Here is a 19,190-nt window from a genome sequence, read left to right on the forward strand (position 1 = left end):
GCGCTGCGGGCATGGGCGGCGATGCTGCGGGCGATGTGCTTTCTGCAATCGAGAACCTGATCGGCACGGCGCAATCCGATACGCTGGTGGGCGATGGCATTGCCAATGCGCTGACTGGCGGCGATGGTGACGATACGCTGGTGGGTGGTGCTGGTGCAGATACGCTGACCGGCGGTGCGGGCAGCGATACTGTGTCGTATAGCACTGCTTCTGCGGGCCTGACGGCCAGCCTTGGCAACACCGCGCTGAACACCGGCGATGCGCTGGGCGATGTTTACGCGACGTTGGAAAACCTGACGGGTTCGGCCCACGCAGATACGCTGTACGGCGATGGCAGCGCCAACGTTATCGACGGCGGCGACGGCAACGACACGCTGGCAGGCGGCGCAGGCGCGGATACTCTGACGGGCGGCATCGGCACGGACACGGTGGATTATTCGGCTTCCGGCAGCGCGGTTACGGCGTATCTGAACGGCGCTGCGGGCACCGGCGGCGATGCGGCGGGCGATGTGATATCCGGCGTTGAAAACCTGATCGGTTCCACGCAGGCCGATGCGCTTTACGGCAACGGCAGCGCCAACGCGATCAGCGGCGGCGATGGCGATGATACGCTGGTGGGCGGCGCTGGTGCAGATACGCTGACCGGTGGCAACGGGACCGATACGGCTGACTATTCGGCCTCGGCCAGCGCGGTCACCGCCTATCTTGATGGCCCGGCGGGCACTGGCGGCGATGCGGCAGGCGATGTGCTTACCAGCATTGAGAACATGATCGGTTCAACGCAGGCCGACATGCTTTATGGCAACGCCAATGACAACGTGTTGAGCGGCGGCGATGGTGATGACACGCTGATCGGCGGGGCGGGCGCTGACGTGTTGACCGGCGGGATTGGCACCGACACTGCGGATTATTCTGCATCAGCCAGCGCCATCACTCTGAACCTTGCGGCGACAGGCAGCGGGACGAGCGGGGACGCTGCGGGCGATACGATGACGGGAATTGAGAACGTCATCGGCTCTGCCGGTAATGACAGTTTCACGCTGGCGCTTGGCAACAACTGGACGATTTTCGGGGGGGCAGGATCAGATACGGTCGCTCTGGCTGAAAACAGCGGCGTGGTGACCGAAGGCGATCTGTTGAACGAAATGAGCCAGATCGAAACGCTTGATTTCCGGTCCACCGGCACAGACGCGAACCTGGTTATCGATGCGAGCTTCATCCAGCAACTGGTTGGGCAAGGTAACAGTTCGCACCTTGATCTGTCCTTCGATGCCGGAGACACTTGGTCGGTTGCGGCTGGATCATTCTCGCAAACAGTTGGTGCAGACCAGGTGTTTTACAGTGATGGAACGCTGACGACGGAGATTGCAAGGCTGACGGTGAACAGCATCTAACCTCGATAAAACGCGAGGTTACGTAGCCAAGACACTGTTCACAAATGCCAATTGCTGCTTCAGGCAGTCTGCGAGGTTGTAGCGGGAAATCGCTGTTTGCCTTGCGGATTGCCGCAGCTTTTGGCTGAGTGCCGGATCATCAAGGATTCTGCAGACGCTGGCCACCAAGGCTGAACTGTCGAAAAACGGGACAAGAAGGCCGTTTTGTTCGTGCGTGATGACCTCGGCAACCGGCGCGGTATCGGACGCCACGATTGCACAGCCTGCCGACATCGCTTCAAGGCAACTCCACGACAGTACGAAGGGGTACGTCAGGTACAAATGCGCGCCCGAAATCTGGAGCAGCGACAGATAATCGGCATAGGACAGCTTGCCCACGAAATGGACCCGATCCGCCGCTTGGCCCAGATCGACCCCGTTCATCAGCGCGCTACGCCAGCTATCGTGGCCGCCACGCGGGGGCGGGCTGTAGCTTCGTTCATCTCCGCCCACGACAATGATCCGCGCATTGGGCCGCGCGGCGAGCAGTTTGGGCAATGCCTCGACAAAGACGTGAAAGCCGCGGTGCGGCTCAAGGTTGCGGGCCACATAGGTGATGACCTCGTCCTTGGCGGTGAGCACTTGGCCGTTGCCAAGGGTGAAACTGGCATCGGCGCGCGGGGCGGCGCGTTCCGTATCGATCCCGTCAAAGATGACCGTCGTCTTGTCTTGCAGAAACTGCGGATGGCGGCTTTTTTGCCAGTGGGTGGGGCTGATCATGGCGTCTGCCGCTTCATGGCTGAGCAGCAGGTTGGCGTTCATGATCCGCGCATTGCAAACGCCCTGCAACGTACGCGGAAACAGGGGGTCAAACCCGATGTCGCCATCATAGGCCTGATAATAGTATTCGGCGTAAGTCACGATCTTGGCCTTGGGCCAGGCATCGCGCAAAAACAGCGCTTCACCCCAGCCGGGGTGGGCAATGATCAGATCCGGGACGATGTTCTTTTTGGTCATGTCGACAGCCGCTTTGGCGACAGCGGACCCAAAATGCGCCGATTGGGCGATTGACCTGACAAGCGGCTCGGCGGGCGGGGGCGGCGCTTCTGGCAAGGCATAGCGCGCGGTCACGATGTTGGGCATTGTCACGCCTTCGCGGAGGGTGAGGAAAACCACGCGATAGGCCGGATTTTTCGCAAGCTCTGCCGCCAGATGCCGGAACTGTCCGGGCATGTTCTGATGCACAAATAGAATGGTGGTCGGCTGCTTGGTCATTTTTGCACTTATCCGTGAAGGGCCGCGATTGCGTGTTCTATCGTATAGGATGGCCGCAGAATGGGAACCCGCGTTTCCCCCGGATTGGTATGGGGTTTGCTGGCCAAACGCGTCAGGGGCTTGCCAGAAACGCCAGCCCGCGCCAATCAGCACCCATGCGCATTGCCCTGTTTGAACCTGAAATCCCCGGAAATGTCGGTGCCGTCTTGCGTCTTGGCGCGTGCATGGGGGCGGCTGTCGATTTGATCGAACCACTGGGATTCGATTGGGACGACCGCCGGGTCCGCCGGACGGCCATGGATTATATCGACCACGTAAGCGTCACCCGTCATGCCAATTTTCAGGCATTTCAGGACAGCATCGGTACGCAAAGGCTGGTGCTGTTCACCACCAAGGGCAAACAGTCTGCTTATGAGTTTGAATATGACGCCAATGATGTACTGCTGTTCGGCAAAGAAAGCGCAGGTGTTCCCGCAGCGGTTGCAGAGGCATGCCATGCGCGCGTGTGCCTGCCGATCCGGCCCCAAGTGCGGTCGATGAACCTTGCCACCGCGACCGCCCTCGCGCTGGGGGAAGCCTTGCGGCAAACCGGAAGCTTGCCGTCTGGCGGTATATAGCGTTTCGGTTGCGCTATTCGTCCCGCACGCAGATCTTGACGATCTTGATCGCTTCGGTTTTGCCCGCAAAGTCGACCAGTTCGCCAATTTCGGCATCCAGTACCGCGCGGCTGAGCGGCGCAGAAAACGAGATCAGGCCGTTTGCCGGATCAGCCTCGTCATCGCCCACGATGGTTATTTCGCGTAGCTTGCCGCCATGGCGTATCGTCACGGTTGTGCCGAATGCGACCACGCTGCCATCGGGCCGGTCCACCAGTTGTGCGGTTGATTGCCGCGTGCCCCAATAGCGCAATTCGCGCCGCGCCTTTTTGACCGCTTCCTCATCGGAAATGCCGGGCAATTGTGCTTCGAGTTCGACCAGCCGGCTGCGGATTTGCGCCAATCCGCGCGCGGTGACCAGGTTTGGTCCCGGTGGAATCGGCAGCTCGAACTTCGGCTCCATATGTTCGTCATCGCCCTCACGGCGAAACGCGACACTCATTTTTGGCAACTCCATTGAGACGAAAGGCCAGTTCGACCGTTCGCATGTAGGATGCAAGGTTGATTTGCTTTTCAGACCAGCGAACTGACTCCAGCGCCCCGCCGGACAATGTAACACATAAGACCGCAAACCGGTCCTGCGCCATTGCCATGGGCGCTGCCACGTGCTTGTGGGCGGGATCAATGCTATTGCGTGATCATGTATTCATGAAAGCCCCTGCCAACCCGTTATGATTGAGCCTGAAACCCATCTTGCAGACCTTGGCTGGACGCCGTTCTTCAGCGCGCAAGTGACGCCGGAAGATGCGGCAACTTGCCAGCCGGTGCGCGTCATGGCGGTCCATCGCGGGGAAATTGCGGTGGCGGGCGATGGCATCGAAGCGCAAATTTCCTCGCGATTGCCGGTGTCCCATGGCGAGGAGGATCGTCCGACTGTGGGTGACTGGCTGCTGATTGACCGAGAAACGCTTGAGCCGCAACGCGTGCTGAAGCGCGTAAACCTGTTCAAGCGGCCTGCGCCCGGCGATGACCGGCGTTTGCAGTTGATCGCCGCCAATGTCGACACGCTGTTCATCGTTGCGTCGTGCAATCAGGATTTCAGCATTCCCCGGCTTGAACGCTATCTGGTGCTGTGCCGTGAAGTGGCAGTGCGGCCGGTTCTGGTGCTGACCAAGATCGATCTGACCGACAATCTGCAAAGCTATATTGACCGGGCACATCGTCTTCAATCCGGCCTTGCCGTCGAGGCGGTGAATGCGCGCGATCCGGCGAGTGTGGCGCATTTGACCGCGCGCTGCGGCAGGGGGGAGACGGTTGCGCTGCTTGGCTCATCGGGCGTTGGAAAATCGACGCTTGTCAACACGATGCGCGGGTCTGACAGCATCCTGACGCAGGCCGTGCGCGAACAGGACGGGAAGGGCCGCCACACCACAACCGTGCGCCAGATGCACCGGCTTGATCAGGGCGGGTGGCTGATGGACACGCCGGGAATGCGTGAATTCCAGTTGTCGGATGCGGCCACCGGCCTTGCCGAAGTGTTCGATGATATCGTAGCGCTGACGCTGGAATGCCGCTTTACCAATTGCACCCACGAAGCCGAACCGGGATGTGCGGTGCGCGCTGCAATTGCGCAAGGATCGCTTGATGTTGCGCGATTAGGGCGTTGGCGCAAGCTATCGAACGAAGATCAGGACAATACCGGCACTATGGCAGAGCGGCGGGGCCGCGCAGTCAAATCCGGAAAAAGGAAGTAACGATGGCCGACCTTTATCTCAAAGCGCTGGAAGCTGAGCGCAAAAGCCTGTGGGCGGCGTGCCGCCTGAAGGGCCTGCCCAAGGGCACGCCCGAACGGTTGCGCATTGAAGAGCTTGATACGCTGCTGGCCGAACACAAGGCCAAGAAGGCCGGGCCTGCGAAGTAGGGCGTTTTGCCTACTTCACGTAGCGCGCAAACAGTTGCAGCACGGCGGCGTAGTAATCGCCTGCCAAAACTTCTGGCTGTGGTTGGCCAAGGGCGAGCCCCTTGATTGCATCGCCACCGGCTGACAGGCCATAGGGCGCGACTTGTCCCGATTGCAGATCAATCCACGCCGGGATCTGCTGACCTGATGCAGCCACCGATTGCCACCATGCGATGACCGGTGCCGACAAGGTTTTGCGGCGCCCTGCCACGGCATAGAGCGGGATGCGGATGGCATCAAAGCCGAAGCGCGCGGGCTTGTCTATCGCCGGCATCCACGTTCCGGTCGGGTCCACTTGGAGCCAGTCCGCCGGAAGACCGTGTGCGCCAAAGCGCGCCCGCGACATGATGGCCATGCCGTCATTGATCACAGCCGCCCATGCCGCTGCGCCATCGATGGCCCGGAAATGATCAAGCGCCGGCCAGATGTAATAAGACGGGTTGATGACCACGCGTTCGGCTTCAACAAAGCCGACCAGACCCGGCAGGAGCAATTGTTGACCATTGCGCTGGACGATCAGGCGTGAACGGATCGCCTGACGGATGGCCTTTGACCGCGCGGCGTAGCTGTTATTGCGCCATTTCTTCGCGCCAAGCGACAGTGCCCACGCAATCAGGATATCACCGTCGGTGGCGTTGTTGCGGTCAGGTATCGGATTGGCCTCGCGCGGATCGTATCGCCATGCATGCAGGGGCATGTCATCGCGGCCAAGCGTATCTTCGGTCCAGCCCGCCAAAGCATCAAACGTGGCCTCGTCGCTGTTGATGGCAGCCAACAGCATGCCATAGCCTTGCCCTTCGCTGTGGCTGATGTTGCCATTGCCATTGTCGATCACGCGGCCTGAGGGCAGGATGAAGCGTTCACGAAATTGCGCCCAGAAGCCATCGCCTGTTCTGGCATTGCTTTCAGGGACTTTGGCGCAAGCAACGGTCAGGACAGACACGAGGCCAAGCCCAAAGTTTCGGCGGTTAACTGCCATGTCGGATCTCGATCATCTGCTTGACCCATTTTGCGGTCGTCTGCGTTTTGTCGCTGCTGCCCAGCCGCCTGAAACAGGCATCGAATGTTCCGCGCACCAGTTCGGCAAGGTAGGGGCGCGCTTGCGCTTCGATAACGTCGTCGGGCAGATGGCCGGGATCATGGTGAACCACGATTGCGGTTGCATCAGCAGCCATGCGCGACCGCCCGATGCCCAGTTCGCGCCACAAGAAGTTCACCTGATCTTCCAGTTCGGCAAGGCTGGCGGCATCGTTCAGATAAACCCGTGTTGCCAACCGCTGACCCAGTGCGAAGACAAAGCTTTCGATCTGCGGCACTGGTGCCACGTCTGAAAGCTCTGCCACTATTTGCGCCAGCAAAATGGGAACGCCGGGCACGCTTAAAGAAGAGGACGTGGCGGTAAGCGGCATTGGCGTTATTTCGTTCCGCCAATCGACTGGCGAATGCCGATGGTCGAGCGGAATTCATCAAAATTACCGAATGTATTGAACGAGGTGTTTCCACCAATTTCGGTAGAGGGCGATATGCGATAGTAGGCCGAACCGCCCGCCGAAATGGCAAAGCCGGTGCGGCTGAGGCTGTCATAACGCGACCGTACATCGGTGTTCAGCGCTTTGAGCGCGTCCAATTGCGCCTGCAAACCGGGTTCGGACGGATAGAGCGCGGTGTCTTCTTGTTTGAAGCTTTGGAAACCCGGTGTAATGCTGGCTTTTACATCAAGCTTGTCGGTGGCCAGCGTGTAATTGATCGGGAAACCGATGCTGACGAAGTTTTGCGGGCTGAAGTAGCCGCCGTGACCATAAGTGAAGTAGTTCTGGTTGTTATCGTAAGTCTGGTAATTGGCGTTGATGCCGCCGGTCAGTTGCGAATGTTCGCCCTTGACCAGACGCAGATAGCCGCCGACGTTTGCTTCGATGGACGAGTTGCTCGGGACAATCCGGCCGCGATAGCGGCTATAGGCCACTTCACCGTAAACGCCGTTGCCATCCTGATCATACGATCCTGAAACGCCGCCACCGGTGCGCATGACCTGGCCCCAGCGTTCCCCCGAAACGGGATCGCGCGTTCCGGCATAGGAAATGATGGAATCCGTAACCGGCTTGCGTTCAACCCATACTTTCGCCGTCAAATTCGGCGTGAAGCGCGGGGTTAGCGCCGCGCGGAAGGCAAGTTTGGTGCGCCCCATGTTCAGCGGGGTGGTGCCGACTTCGGCTTGCACAAGATCGCTTTCATAGCCTGCCGACAACGCGACACCGGACGCCTGTTGTGTGACGGCTTGCACCAGTGGTGATGGCACTTTGGCGACGATGGATTGCGCTTCGATGGTTGCATTGCGCCCGAAGCGCGCAAGGCCGGAGCCTTCAGGGCGTCCGCCATCAATCATCACCCCTTCTGCGCGCACCTTGACGCGGCCACCCAAAAGGCCGGTGGAAATTTCAGCGGTGCCTTTGATTTCGCTGAAGGCGCTGAGGCCGGTTTCGCCTTTGCGTTGGCGATAGGAAGTTTGCAAATCAACGCGTGGGCCGGAGCTTTTGGTCAGGGCGCGGATGTCTGCTTCAATACCGGACATCACCGGGTCAACCGGCCCGCCCATCGGCATTGCACCATAGCCACCGCTGCTACCGGGGAATGGTGACGGCATGGGCTGGTACGGTGCTGCGCCAAATTCATTTTGCGACCGGTTCGGGGTTGGGGCGGGATTGTCCCAGCCGCTTTGTGAACGTGCAGGGGCAGGGTTGTCCCAACCGTTTTGTGACCGCGTTGAAGCTGCGTTATCCCATCCATTTTGCGAACGGGTTGGTGCGGCCGGGGAGTTGTCCCATCCGTCCGATGCCACGCGTTGGGATGCAACCATGGCAGGCGGATCATAACTGGCCACGCCAACCAAGGGAAGCTGCGTGCCGTTGCCCAAGGCGAAGGGATTGATCCGCGCCGGTGCTGTCATGGATTGCGCGCGGAAAGGATTCCCATCGGTGGAAAGATTGCTGGCCGAGAACGGATTGCCGCCCGGAGGCACGGTTGGACCAGCACCATATTGCTGGCTGTAAAGCGCACGGGCTTGTTTCAGCAGCCGGACCGACGCGCTCTTATCGCCGCGCTGTTCGGCAAGGCGCGCCAAACTCAGGCGTACCTGATAATCTTCAGGCCATGCTTCAAGCGCCTTAACGCTGGCGCGCTCGGACAGATTGCGGTCGCCTGCGGCTTGGGCCGTTTCCGCCAGACCAAGCAAGGCGCCACGGTCGCGCGGCTGGCGCGCAAGCACCAGTTGAAATGATTGCGCCGCACGGGCAGGCATTTTGCCGCTTTGGTAAAGACGCGCAACGGCCGAGAGGACTTCGACGTCATCGGGCGCGGAATTCCAAGCCGCCTGCAACAAGTCAAAGGCAGGGGCAAATTGTCCGGCAATACGCAGCCGCTCAGCCTGCGAAACAGCAAGTCCGGCGGACATTCTGGCCACGGCCCGCTGCCCTTCAGGCGAGTTGTTGCCCAATGCTGATGCCTTCTGCAAAGCCGCGCGCGCCAGATCTTCACGACCGGTTTTGGCCAGAACGCGGACAACCGCATCATATCCTGCCAGATCGGTGATTTCACCGTTCAGCGCGTTGGCGGCCATGCTGGAAGCAGCCGCAGTGTCATTCAGATCGAACAAGGCGTCCGCCACTTGCGCCCGACGGGCAGCGGGCAGGGCAGACATGGCACCGATCTGCCGCAAGGCCGAAATTGCGCCTGCCTTTTGTCCAACATCGGCCATCGCTTTTGCCCGCTGAATGGCGCTTTCGGTCTTGATGCCGATGGCAAAGCTGCGCATCGCATTTGTGCGCTGACCTTCAGGGATGCGATCAATCAGTGCCGAGGCCGCGAGCGCATTGCCCAGATCCTGATGGACCAGAGCCGCTGCGTAAACCGAATCTGTCGACGTGGATTGGGACAGCGAAGCGATCAGTGATTCCGCTTCGACGCGCCTGCCTTTGCGGATCATGAAGCGCGCAAATTCGTAGCGAATCCATGGATCGTTGCTGTCGATCATCAATCCGTTGTGGAATTCTTGTTCGGCCATGTAATCATCGCCTTGCGCCGCAGCGGCAAGAGCGCGGCCACGGGCAGCGCGGCTGCGCAAGCGTGTTTCATTGGCCGCCCCGCCATCACCGGCCTGGCTGTAAAGATCAGCAGCATCGGCAAACCGCCCTTGTTGTTCGTAGATTTCAGCCAAAAGTTCGAGCGCGGGTTGCGGCTGTGCGTAATTCATCCGCACAGCGTCTTCGGCCATGGCTTGCGCCTTGTCCTTCAAGCCGCTGTTCAGCGCACGACGGGCGTCTTCGACAGCGGCAAAGAAGCGCGACGTGGTCAATGCTTCGGCCCAGCGTGCCGCGCCGGGCTGCTTCGAAGCGCGTTCAAGAAGGTCGCGTGCTTCGGAAAAGCGGCTTTGGCGCAACCGCACGATGCCCAATCCGCCCAATGCATCACCATCGTTGCGATTTGATGCGAGCGCGTGTTCAAAGCGGTCTGCAGCGGTGTCGATATCTCCTGCGTCCAAGGCTGAAAAGCCGGCGACGCGGGCTGTTCCAGCGGTTGACGCTGGTGTCGGTTTGGCACGGCGGGCTTCGGCTCGGCGTTTCGGGGCCGGGGGGGACGCACGCAAGACACGTGCTGTGGCAACAGGCGCTTGCGCTTGGCCGAATGCGGGCTTGGGCAAGGGTTTGGGGGCGGGTTTTGGCGCTACCGGCTTTGCCTCCGCGCTTTTGGGATCAAGCGCGCGCGCGCGGCGCAATGCCTGATCGGCAAGGTCGTTACGGCCTTTTGATCGCCAATACTTGGCTTGCTCAAGCAAGGCTTTGACGCCGGGTACCTCGGCCGCTGCAGTGCCCGGTTGGGCCATGGTGCCAACAAGGCACATGACGAGGCTACGCTGCAAAAGTTCAGATTTGCGCGTCATTTCGGTTCACCTTTATCGCCAATGGCAGCCAGTCGGGCGCGGGCCTGACGGCGGAAGAAGAGGAAAGCAGGGCCGGTAAGCCCCATAGCGAGGAGCAGTGTGGACAAGGCCATCAGGAACGGACGCTGGCTGAACCAGTAGGCGACCTTCATCCAGACCGGGAGCGAACCGACCCAATACGTTGGTCCAACGGCAAAGCTGACCATTCCTTCGCCCGAAACAACCGCAAGATCACCCTGGATTTGTGCGTTGATCTTGGCGTCGGCCATGCCATCCACCAGTTTGGGCAGTTCAGCCGTATCTTCGGCCAAAAGCGCAACCACCGTGCGGTCCTTGCCATGGGGTGAGCGGAAGCTGACGATGCCAGAAAAGCCCCGCGCGCTGCGCACGATGCTTTCAATTTCAGACGTTTCAGCCTGGGGACGATTGCTGAGGAGCGCGCCGACATATTGCATCGGGCTTTTTTGCGCGACCTGCAGGGCGTCACCTTCATAACGCAACGGGGCTTGGGCAAACAGCCCTTCTGTCCCGGCAAGCGCGGTGCTGCCGATCATCAGAATGTCCTGATCTTCAAGGCGGGATGCGTCGGCGCGGTCCGTGATGGTGATGCCGGTAGTCGCCACGCCTGTGGAATCTCCAAAACGGCCCATCAATGTCAGGAAGGCTTCAATGGCTGCGGCCGATGGATCGCTCGCCATGATCACGGTTGTTTCGGCAAGGTCCGGGCGGATCGTGAACGGATACCCCGCGCTTGCGAACGGTGCCAGATCAGGCATTTCGATGCCGTGATAGGCCGCCGTCAGATCAATTCTGGATTCCGGCAAAACCGCAACGCGCACGTTTTCAGGCAGCATGCCGGTGCATTTAGATTTGTTGGCGACGATCAGATTGTAATCGAACACCAATTCGTTTTGGCCGAACAGGCTGTAGCGCGGTAAGACCACGCTGGATGTATTATCGGCGCTGTTCACCCCGGCTTTGCCGAACAGTCCGCTCCACCAGCTTCCGGTGACGGGCAGCGATTTCAGGTATTGGCCATTCAACGATACGTCCAACCGCGATGCGTCACGGTCAAGCCAATTGGCCACGGGATAGCGATACTGCAGATCGATCTCGCCGCCTTGACGCGGCCAGAAGAACAAGTCGGGCGCAACGCGAAAGCGCACGGTCAATGGGCCGGGCGGCAGGCCCATGCCCTGTAACGCGTAGGGTTCAACGAGTTCACCGACTTTGATCGCGCGATCGGTTGAAAGCCAGCGGGGCGCGCCATAGCGCGGCCAACTGGGGATGCGTGCGCCGTCAAAGCTCATCCGTGCGCCGCCAAACACACCTTTGCCCGTGGCGATGGCCGCCGCGGCCAATCGCAATTCGATATCATCGCGGCCCATGATGACCAGCAATTTGCCAAAACGGTCGGTGGGATTGACGATCACCGCAGCCGACGGCCCGGTAACCGCAAGGCCGAGTTCGGGCATGGCATCGCCGCGGTTCAGGAACACCACCGCGTTACCGGTGGGGATGGCACCGAACGACGGCTTGAAAGCATAGCCGCGATAGCTGGCAAGGCTGCCGAGCCACGATGCTATGGAGGCGGCGGCTTCAAGTTCGCCGTGATGGGGCTGGCCGGGGAATACGAATGGCACTTTCAGTGCGGTGTTGATGCCCTTCTCGAAGAACGGAGAGGGCAGGCGGGCAAGGTCGGGAGTGTTGGGCAGCGGTTGCAGTGTCAGATCCAGCCAGGACCGCGTATTGCTGATATTGGCCCAGAGCAGGCTGTGGAACGGGTCTTCGCAATCGCGCGCATAATGGCCGATCAGGCGCAAGTTCAACTGGTTGTCACCGGGTAGAAACAGCGCAGGGTTGACCGGTACGGTGATGATCTGGCCGCCAGAATTTTGCGGCAGAAGCTGGACAACTTGCACCACTTCGCCGTTGACGATGATCACCAACTGGCTGCGATCACTCAGCAATGCAGGGGACCACGCGGTCTGCAATGTGATTGAGGCAGCGCTCACCACTTGATCCTGCCGCACCCCGAACGGGATGCTGATTTCGCCGCGCGTGCCTTGCAAGCGGATCGCATTGCGAATGCGCAAGTCTTTGAATGTCAGGCGTTCTGTGCGTTGGTCTGATGGGGTTGCAGCCGCAGTTGCGGGATCTGCAAGCAGGGCTGCTACCGGGCCTGTTACAGGTGCTGCCAAAACGAACTGCGGTGCCAAGGCATAGCCAAGAGCGAAGAGGCCAAAGGCCAGACCTGCAGCCTTCAGCAGTTTGGACGTTCCAGATGAAGCTGGGGCAGAAGGCTTTTGAACTGGTGGCGTTTGCGCAATCTGCATCGCCTTTTCGGCTTTGCGTTCATTGAAATTCAGGCCGAGTGCGCGCTTGATGGTCAAGATATCAATCAAAATAATGTCCCAGAACGAACGTAGGCCTGAAACACGCTCTGGCGCGTAACTGCGCTGCCATGCATCGGCACGCCCCATGACCACGCGCACAATCTGCCGCGCAGCCACGTGTTCAAGCTTATGGAATTGCACCGCGATCATATCACCTTTGCGGCGGATCTGATCGACCGGGATTGCCAAATTCTCGGTCCCGGCAGACAGCACGATGTGGCGCGTCACTGTGTCAGCTGGCGCTGCGTTTGCCGGAATGCGAATGGCCGCGCCGCCCATCGAAATGTCGGTCGTAACGCCATTGGCGACATGGCCTGACGCGAAGTGGACGGTCACCGGCAAAGCTGCGTCAACGCGGATTTCCTTGCGCGCCTGACGGGATTCACGCGCGACAGAAACCGCTGTTGTCAGCAAGACCAGACTGAACAGGGCCCACGCCAGATTCAGCGCGAGCGTATCTAGCTGGACGTTGAAGTAGCTTTGAAAAAACAGGTACTTGGACACAGCAAGGAGCACGCCGCCCAAGATCAGGCCAATCGTGATCATGTGCGGCTTGACGATGGCCCAATCGAAGAACGTCTTGTCGAGCAATTCGCCCTTGTCGGTGACGTTGAACTTGCCTTTGCGCGGCTGGAACCACGTCATGACAGTTGGCGCCACCAGATGGAACGCCAGAACCGTTTCGTAAATTTCGCCCCAAAATGGCCGCCGCCAGCCAGATTGCTGGCGCTCTGCAGCGACTTGCGAACAAAACAGGTGAGGCATCGCATAAGCGAAGATCAATGTTGCCGAGGCCTGGATGATGTTCTGGCCGAAGATCAGGTAAGCCAGCGGGCTGGTCAAAAATACGATGCGCGGCAGCGGGAACTGAAAGTGCAGCATCGCGTTCAGATAGCAAAGCCGCTGCTGCCACTTGAGACCCTTGCCCATAAGCGGATTATCGATCCGCATGATCTGCGTCATCCCGCGAGCCCAGCGGATGCGCTGCCCGATGTGAACGACCAGACGTTCGGTGGCCAAGCCCGCCGAAAGACGCGTGGAGATATAGGCGGTGTTCCACCCCATACGCTGAAGCTTGAGCGCGGTGTGGGCATCTTCGGTGACGGTTTCACCGGCAAAGCCGTTGGTTTGCGCCAAAGCTTCTGCCCGGATGACCGCGCAACTGCCGCAGAAAAACGTGGCGTTCCACAAGTCGTTGCCGTCTTGTACCGGGTTGTAGAACAAGTCGCCTTCGCCCGGCATGTGGCGTGCCGAGGCGATATTACGTTGCACCGGATCGGGCGAATAGAAGAAGTGCGGCGTTTGCATCAACGCCAGCGCCGGATCCTTTTGGAACCAGCCCACGCTCAATTGCAGGAACGAGCGGACCGGCACGTGATCACAGTCAAAAATGGCGATCAATTCGCCATCGGTCTGCTTCATCGCTGCGTTGAGATTGCCTGCCTTGGCGTGAAGGTTGTTATCCCGCGTGATATATCCGCAGCCCGCTTCACGCGCAAAAGCGCGGAAATCCGCGCGTCGACCGTCATCCAGAATGTAAACCCGGAAGCGATCGGCCGGGTAATCCATGTCCATCGCCGCGTAGACGGTGTTCCGGACGATATCCAAACTTTCGTTGTACGTCGGGACATAGACATCAACGGTGGGCCAGGTGTCCGGTTCGCCCTCAATCTCGACGACGGGGCGTTCCAGCGGCCAACTGGTTTGCAAAAAGCCCAGCAGCAGCAGCACCCATGCGTAAAGTTCGGCCAGATACAGCCCGGTTCCGAACACGAATTCAGGCAGGGTGTTGAATGACAGCGTCTGCGTGGTGCGCCAGAACATGTAGCGCGTCGACGTCAAAATCGCCAGAATGCCGAGCGTCAGGATCATCTTGCGTGATCTTGTGCGGCTCAACATGATCGTACCAACGATCGTGCCACCGGCCATCAGCCATTGCTGGGTGAGGTCGAGCGGCACGCCAATCACAACGACTGCGGCGAATGCCAACGCAGCCAGTGACAGCACCGTTTGTGCGCGTTTTAACAATCCGTTCATGCAGCCTGGCTGGTTCGACGCGGTGGTTCGTGCGCAACAGCGCTGGCAGCGTGGGCCAGCGGCACCATGCCAGCGACCAATTCGCCCAACGTGTTGATATCATGAAGCGCGGCACTGACGGGCGCGTGGCGAACCAAGGGGTGGATCATCGCCGCAGATTCGGCAACGGCTTCATCGCTACGAATGGTGGCAAGGAGTTTGTCGCCCAACAATTCGCGCACGAAGACCGCTGCGTGGCGCGCCAATTTGCGCGTGTCGTCCGCCTTGTTCAGCACAAAACGCGTGTTTGGCCCGGCGGCGTCCAACGCTTCGGGCAGGCCCACCAGACATTCGCCCGATGGCGCCAGCACCAGAATGTACAGTGCTGCGTATGGGCGCAGTTGCTCAAACAGGCTCATGTCTGCTGATCCGACATCGGCGATCATCAGCATGTCCTCGGCAAAATTGATTTCACCTGCGGCCAGACCGTACGTCAAATCGCCGCGGTCTGCGATTGTGTAGGCATCGCGCAACGTGACGCCGTGCACAACCAGATCGTTTGATTGTGCAGTGTCCAGTGCCGGAAGTCGATCAGTCGGTTCCAGCCCGAAATGCAGAGCCATTGTGCTCCGCGCGGCCATATCCAATACGGTCACCGGAAGGCCCGCTTGCGCGAGCCCGATGGCCAGGTTTGCAACGACACTTGTCGTTCCCACGCCGCCCCTCAGGCCTTGCACCAGCACCAGTGGCATCAGATGGTCCCCTTGCTGACGGCCGTTGAAATGCGGGCGAGCAAGCTGCGCACATCTTGTGGTTCATGTGTTTCGGTGCGCGCGTTGGTATGGGGCGGCTGTCCACCGTATTTGCGTGAAAGCGCAGCGCCCAGTGGCAACGCATTTTGTGCAGCAGGCGATTGCACACGAACTTCCGGTTCGGGTTCACGCGCGGGTACCACCACGTTGCCAATGACCGTTTGCTGGACGCGTGGATCGCGCAATATTGCTTCAAAGACGGGCCAAGCTTCCGCCTCGGTGAAGCGATCACCAAAGTCGCGATACTGGAAGTCGGTTTTGCCAAGACGGTCAAAGAGGGTCTTTACATCAGCACGCATCGAGTATCTGCCCTTAGTAGAATGCCGTAATAGCTCACATAAATTGGTTAACAAATCCAAAATGTATCAGCGGCGGACCAGAGCAGTTGCGGCGCGAGTTTCTGATGGAAAACTGGCGAATTCTGGAGAGTCTGAACTGTTCGACTTCCCGCCGGAGGTGGCTAAAGCCTTAGAAATTAGGTTAATAAAAACAGGAGTTTAAGCGAAGGGCGCTTGCAGCTTTGGCAGTTACTGCATTTTTCAGGCAACACGCGATTGCCAACGGAAAGCTGTAAATTTTTATCCGCAAATTTTTGCTTGAGATCGTTTCGCACGAAAAAAATTATTAAAGTTTTGGGCGGTGAAGGGGTGGCGCGACGAATTCTGTCCCTTTGACAAGCGTCGGTGCCGCGCCGTGATTTCAGGCCAGACTACATCTCGAATGTGTTGCACGGATGTCGTTTGTTGCCGCGTGGCCGATCAACCCGCAAAACAGGCTTGCAATGCCATCGTCGGCTCAATTTGCTTATAGTTATCTGATAAATAGTACTAAAGGTATATAGAACATGCTATCTGTGCCTGATGCATTCAGGCTCCCGCCTTGCCCCAGTGTTGTTTACAGCCTTGGTGCTTGTCAGTCCCACGCAGGCAGAAAGCCAGGAAGCGCCGTTCAAGCGTACGGAACGCGGTGGGCAGATTACGCCCAACTTCTTGGATGGTGTGTCGCCCGAGGCAAAAATAAAGCTGCGCACCCGCTCCGCGCCCGCCGTCACAAAAGCCACACCAGCGCCGAAATTTCTCCCATCACCAAAAGGCAATAGCGACCCCATCGGCCGGATCATCGCGCTTCGCACCCGGCCAGAAGACTAGATACAGCGTTTGAGGCGTTCAGCGCATCAACGGAACGGGGGGGGGAGACATGGTGCCGGCTAGAGGATTCGAACCCCTGGCCCCCTGATTACAAATTAGATGGCGAAACTAGGCGGGCTGGGCAGTCTGATTGCGAAACTCCAGAATATATGGGCTTCTGCATAACCTCAAATAACTGCTGATTGCGTCTGATGACCATCTCGTGCATGTAGCGTGCATGTAGCGTGCATGTAGCGTGCGTGTAAGGGCAGGGCAGTGACCATCGAAGCAAAAGAACCGGCAAGCGATAGAAAGCCTACCGCCATCTCGAAACGAACCGTTGACGCCTTTACCGTGCCCAAGGAGGGCAAACAGGCCATACTCTGGGATGCGCAAACAAAGGGCTTTGGCCTCTTGGCGATGCCATCGGGAACCAAGACATATATTTTCCAATATCGCATTGGTGGCCGAGCCGGAAAGCTGAAGCGCTATACAATCGGGCGTCATGGTGAATGGACGCCTGATCGGGCGCGCAAGGAAGCAGAAATTCTTCGGGCCGAAGTCGTGCGCGGTAACTGCCCTATTGAGGCAAAGCGCGCCAAGGAGGCTGATGAGGCAAAAGCACTGGCCGCTCAGATCGAAGCGGACCGTTTGCTGAAAGAGTTGGCGTTCTCTGCTTACGTGGACGCGTTTATCAAGGGCTTGCCGAGCAAGATGAGCGACCGAACCAAGGAATCATATGCGCAAAGCCTTCGTGGCCATGCGGTGCCAGTGCTGAAGGACAAACCCCTACCTCAGATTACCACCGCCGATTTGATCAATGTCCTAGACGGCATTCCAGCATCGCAGCCAGCCGTACGCCGCAATGTTTTCGCAACCGTTCGTATTCTGATGAATTGGGCGATCAAGCGGCGGGACATCGAAGCCAGTCCGATTGCCACAATGGACCAGCCCGAAGCCGTGGAAAGCCGAGACCGCGTTCTCAGTGACGAAGAGCTGCCCCTTATCCTTCGCGCGATCGGCATGCTGAACGACCCACTGAGGACATGGTATCTCTTGCTCTTCATGACAGGCCAACGGCGCGAAGAATGTGCGGGGGCCGATTGGTCAGAATTTGATCGGGCGACTGCCTCGTGGACATTGCCAAGTCACCGAACGAAAAATGGCAAAGCGCATCTCGTCCCGTTGGCAGATTCCGTTTTGACCATCCTTGACCGGCTGGCAGGGCAGGAAGGGAAGTGGCCGCGCTCTGGTTTCCTGTTTTCGACTGATGGCGGCGCAACGCATGTGAAGGGCTACAGCCGCGCAAAAGCCTGCCTTGATGCGGCTATACTAAAGACCCAAGCTGATGGCGCAGCAGAAGCCTGTGAAGGCGTGGCCCCAATCACCATAGCACCTTGGCGCATACATGACGCACGGCGCACACTGGCAACGGGCTTTCAGCGGCTAGGCGTAAGGTTCGAAGTGACCGAAGCGACCTTGAACCATGTGTCGGGTGCCAGCCGTTCGGGCATTTCAGCCGTTTATCAACGATACGATTGGGCACCGGAAAAGCGAGAAGCGCTGGGCAAGTGGGCTCAGCACCTCGACAATCTGGTGACACCTGTAGAGCCTAACAATGTGATCGCATTCCCCAAAGTTTCTGCGGGCGCAGCCTGAAGAAAACGGGAGCCCCGGCAGATTTCACGGACATAGTCTGTGGATCGATCACCGCGCCGCCGTTGGCAAATACCATCGGCGCGCGGTAGATCATTCCGGGGGCTAGGCTGGCCGGCCGAACCGGGGGAATTCCGCTCTCCCTGCCCCTAACTTACGGCGGACCGGAGCGGACCGGACTTGATATATTCGGATGACAGGGGCCCTTTGGGCTTCGACCCAGAAATCGACATTTCTCTAAGCGATGCTTTTGAAGCCGTGCGGCAAATGCACACGACCGCCACGCCACTAACCGTTCGGAAATTCCTCATCGGTGTGGCGTTGCACGGTGATCAAAGCGGTCTGGCTGGCTATGTCTCTGAATATCGAGAGTCGTGCGTTCGAATTGACCGTCCTGATCTTTCGGCATTTCAAGTTCAACCTGAACATTTCACCTCAATTCCGTGCGATTTTTGGCGAATAGGCATGGCGATAGGGGCTAATGCTAAAGCAGAATTTGCGGTCGGAAACCTTGGCCACATCACAGAGATGACAGCCAGCGAACTCCCGTACCGCTTGCGCGACCGATACTCCACTGACTTGCAGAATGAGCGTGTCTCTCTTTCGCAGATCGCATACGGCATTCACTTCCCGAAAGCTCAACTTCTTGCCCTTGCCGAAGATCCCGGCTGGCAGGCGTGGGGGGCTGTCTCAACTGCAATTGATGGCCGCAGAAAGCACGGGGCACCTACGCAGTGGAAGTGGGATGAAGTGAAGGTTGCGCTTACCGTCGAAGCGGCGCGCAACCCGGACATTCTCAATCAAGGGGCTGGTCCAATCCGGCAATTCATAAATGATTACATGCGGCAATTGCACTGTGACCAGCTTCCCGAACGCAAGGAAGTTCAACGCTACGTTGAACGTTTTTCCTGTCTCTGGAACGATTTAGAGGACGAAGGCCCGCCGCTAGACTCATAGCGAAACTCTAAGTAGCTGCTAGCTGCGCGGGACCAACTTCAATCTTTCCCCCCAATCCCTGCCAAAAAACCCAAGATAACTAATCGTCA

General features: G+C 58.8%; 15 protein-coding genes. 7 read left to right on the forward strand and 8 right to left on the reverse strand.

Going from position 1 to position 19,190, the window contains the following annotated elements; all coding sequences use genetic code 11:
- Positions 1-1,394 (forward strand): calcium-binding protein (locus B7Y89_RS07625; RefSeq protein ID WP_292937275.1); only part of this gene is annotated, 1,394 nt, incomplete at its 5' end.
- An 18-nt stretch (positions 1,395-1,412) separates the two neighbouring features.
- On the opposite strand, the gene B7Y89_RS07630 is transcribed toward B7Y89_RS07625, so the two are convergent.
- Positions 1,413-2,648 (reverse strand): glycosyltransferase family 4 protein, encoded by a 1,236-nt coding sequence (locus B7Y89_RS07630; RefSeq protein WP_292937277.1) that lies wholly within the window; start codon positions 2,646-2,648, stop codon positions 1,413-1,415.
- 155 nt (positions 2,649-2,803) lie between these two features.
- On the opposite strand from B7Y89_RS07630, the gene B7Y89_RS07635 reads away from it, so the two are divergent.
- Complete coding sequence (locus tag B7Y89_RS07635; protein WP_292937278.1) at positions 2,804-3,265, forward strand: tRNA (cytidine(34)-2'-O)-methyltransferase; 462 nt, start codon at positions 2,804-2,806, stop codon at positions 3,263-3,265.
- 13 nt (positions 3,266-3,278) lie between these two features.
- On the opposite strand, the gene B7Y89_RS07640 is transcribed toward B7Y89_RS07635, so the two are convergent.
- Positions 3,279-3,746, reverse strand: coding sequence for a GreA/GreB family elongation factor (locus B7Y89_RS07640; RefSeq protein ID WP_292937280.1), 468 nt, complete (start codon positions 3,744-3,746; stop codon positions 3,279-3,281).
- A 229-nt stretch (positions 3,747-3,975) separates the two neighbouring features.
- Between B7Y89_RS07640 and rsgA the strand changes: the two genes are divergently transcribed.
- Both rsgA and B7Y89_RS07650 read left to right on the forward strand, forming a co-directional pair.
- Positions 3,976-4,998: a ribosome small subunit-dependent GTPase A gene (rsgA, locus tag B7Y89_RS07645; protein WP_292937282.1), complete on the forward strand. Its 1,023-nt coding sequence runs from the start codon at positions 3,976-3,978 to the stop codon at positions 4,996-4,998.
- A gap of 2 nt (positions 4,999-5,000) precedes the next feature.
- Positions 5,001-5,165, forward strand: a complete 165-nt coding sequence (locus tag B7Y89_RS07650) for a hypothetical protein (protein ID WP_292937284.1) — start codon at positions 5,001-5,003, stop codon at positions 5,163-5,165.
- Between the two features lie 10 nt (positions 5,166-5,175).
- Here B7Y89_RS07650 and B7Y89_RS07655 read toward each other — a convergent pair whose 3' ends face one another.
- Genes B7Y89_RS07655 through B7Y89_RS07680 form a run of 6 tightly spaced genes read right to left on the reverse strand, consistent with a single transcriptional unit; the run spans position 5,176 to position 15,660 of the window.
- Positions 5,176-6,183, reverse strand: coding sequence for a glycosyl hydrolase family 8 (locus B7Y89_RS07655; protein ID WP_292937285.1), 1,008 nt, complete (start codon positions 6,181-6,183; stop codon positions 5,176-5,178).
- The gene (locus B7Y89_RS07660; protein WP_292937286.1) at positions 6,173-6,613 is read right to left on the reverse strand and encodes a hypothetical protein; all 441 of its coding nucleotides are present in this window, start codon (positions 6,611-6,613) and stop codon (positions 6,173-6,175) included. Before B7Y89_RS07660 ends, B7Y89_RS07655 begins: the two co-directional genes overlap by 11 nt.
- Positions 6,614-6,618: 5 nt before the next feature.
- Positions 6,619-10,137 (reverse strand): cellulose biosynthesis protein BcsC, encoded by a 3,519-nt coding sequence (locus B7Y89_RS07665; protein ID WP_292937288.1) that lies wholly within the window; start codon positions 10,135-10,137, stop codon positions 6,619-6,621.
- Entirely contained in the window at positions 10,134-14,570 is a 4,437-nt protein-coding gene (gene bcsA, locus B7Y89_RS07670; protein ID WP_292937290.1) for a UDP-forming cellulose synthase catalytic subunit, read from the reverse strand. Before bcsA ends, B7Y89_RS07665 begins: the two co-directional genes overlap by 4 nt.
- Positions 14,567-15,301: a cellulose synthase operon protein YhjQ/BcsQ gene (locus tag B7Y89_RS07675; RefSeq protein WP_292937292.1), complete on the reverse strand. Its 735-nt coding sequence runs from the start codon at positions 15,299-15,301 to the stop codon at positions 14,567-14,569. The genes bcsA and B7Y89_RS07675 overlap by 4 nt, the downstream gene beginning before the upstream one ends.
- A complete protein-coding gene (locus B7Y89_RS07680; RefSeq protein WP_292937294.1) occupies positions 15,301-15,660 on the reverse strand; it encodes a hypothetical protein in 360 nt (119 codons plus the stop codon). Before B7Y89_RS07680 ends, B7Y89_RS07675 begins: the two co-directional genes overlap by 1 nt.
- A gap of 588 nt (positions 15,661-16,248) precedes the next feature.
- On the opposite strand from B7Y89_RS07680, the gene B7Y89_RS07685 reads away from it, so the two are divergent.
- From B7Y89_RS07685 to B7Y89_RS07695, 3 genes are all read left to right on the forward strand, one after another.
- The gene (locus B7Y89_RS07685; protein ID WP_292937295.1) at positions 16,249-16,509 is read left to right on the forward strand and encodes a hypothetical protein; all 261 of its coding nucleotides are present in this window, start codon (positions 16,249-16,251) and stop codon (positions 16,507-16,509) included.
- A 255-nt stretch (positions 16,510-16,764) separates the two neighbouring features.
- On the forward strand, positions 16,765-18,147 hold the full coding sequence (locus B7Y89_RS07690; RefSeq protein ID WP_292937297.1) for a site-specific integrase: 1,383 nt from the start codon (positions 16,765-16,767) through the stop codon (positions 18,145-18,147).
- Positions 18,148-18,351: 204 nt separating this feature from the next.
- Positions 18,352-19,101: a hypothetical protein gene (locus tag B7Y89_RS07695; protein ID WP_292937298.1), complete on the forward strand. Its 750-nt coding sequence runs from the start codon at positions 18,352-18,354 to the stop codon at positions 19,099-19,101.
- Positions 19,102-19,190: the final 89 nt, after the last annotated feature.

The organism is Novosphingobium sp. 32-60-15 (assembly GCF_002280675.1).
Lineage (GTDB): Bacteria > Pseudomonadota > Alphaproteobacteria > Sphingomonadales > Sphingomonadaceae > Novosphingobium.

Coding starts and splice junctions, on each gene's coding strand:
- B7Y89_RS07630 (WP_292937277.1), bottom strand. CDS start 2,648: ATGACCAAGCAGCCGACCACCATTCTATTTGTGCATCAGAACATGCCC.
- B7Y89_RS07635 (WP_292937278.1), top strand. CDS start 2,804: ATGCGCATTGCCCTGTTTGAACCTGAAATCCCCGGAAATGTCGGTGCC.
- B7Y89_RS07640 (WP_292937280.1), bottom strand. CDS start 3,746: ATGAGTGTCGCGTTTCGCCGTGAGGGCGATGACGAACATATGGAGCCG.
- rsgA (WP_292937282.1), top strand. CDS start 3,976: ATGATTGAGCCTGAAACCCATCTTGCAGACCTTGGCTGGACGCCGTTC.
- B7Y89_RS07650 (WP_292937284.1), top strand. CDS start 5,001: ATGGCCGACCTTTATCTCAAAGCGCTGGAAGCTGAGCGCAAAAGCCTG.
- B7Y89_RS07655 (WP_292937285.1), bottom strand. CDS start 6,183: ATGGCAGTTAACCGCCGAAACTTTGGGCTTGGCCTCGTGTCTGTCCTG.
- B7Y89_RS07660 (WP_292937286.1), bottom strand. CDS start 6,613: ATGCCGCTTACCGCCACGTCCTCTTCTTTAAGCGTGCCCGGCGTTCCC.
- B7Y89_RS07665 (WP_292937288.1), bottom strand. CDS start 10,137: ATGACGCGCAAATCTGAACTTTTGCAGCGTAGCCTCGTCATGTGCCTT.
- bcsA (WP_292937290.1), bottom strand. CDS start 14,570: ATGAACGGATTGTTAAAACGCGCACAAACGGTGCTGTCACTGGCTGCG.
- B7Y89_RS07675 (WP_292937292.1), bottom strand. CDS start 15,301: ATGCCACTGGTGCTGGTGCAAGGCCTGAGGGGCGGCGTGGGAACGACA.
- B7Y89_RS07680 (WP_292937294.1), bottom strand. CDS start 15,660: ATGCGTGCTGATGTAAAGACCCTCTTTGACCGTCTTGGCAAAACCGAC.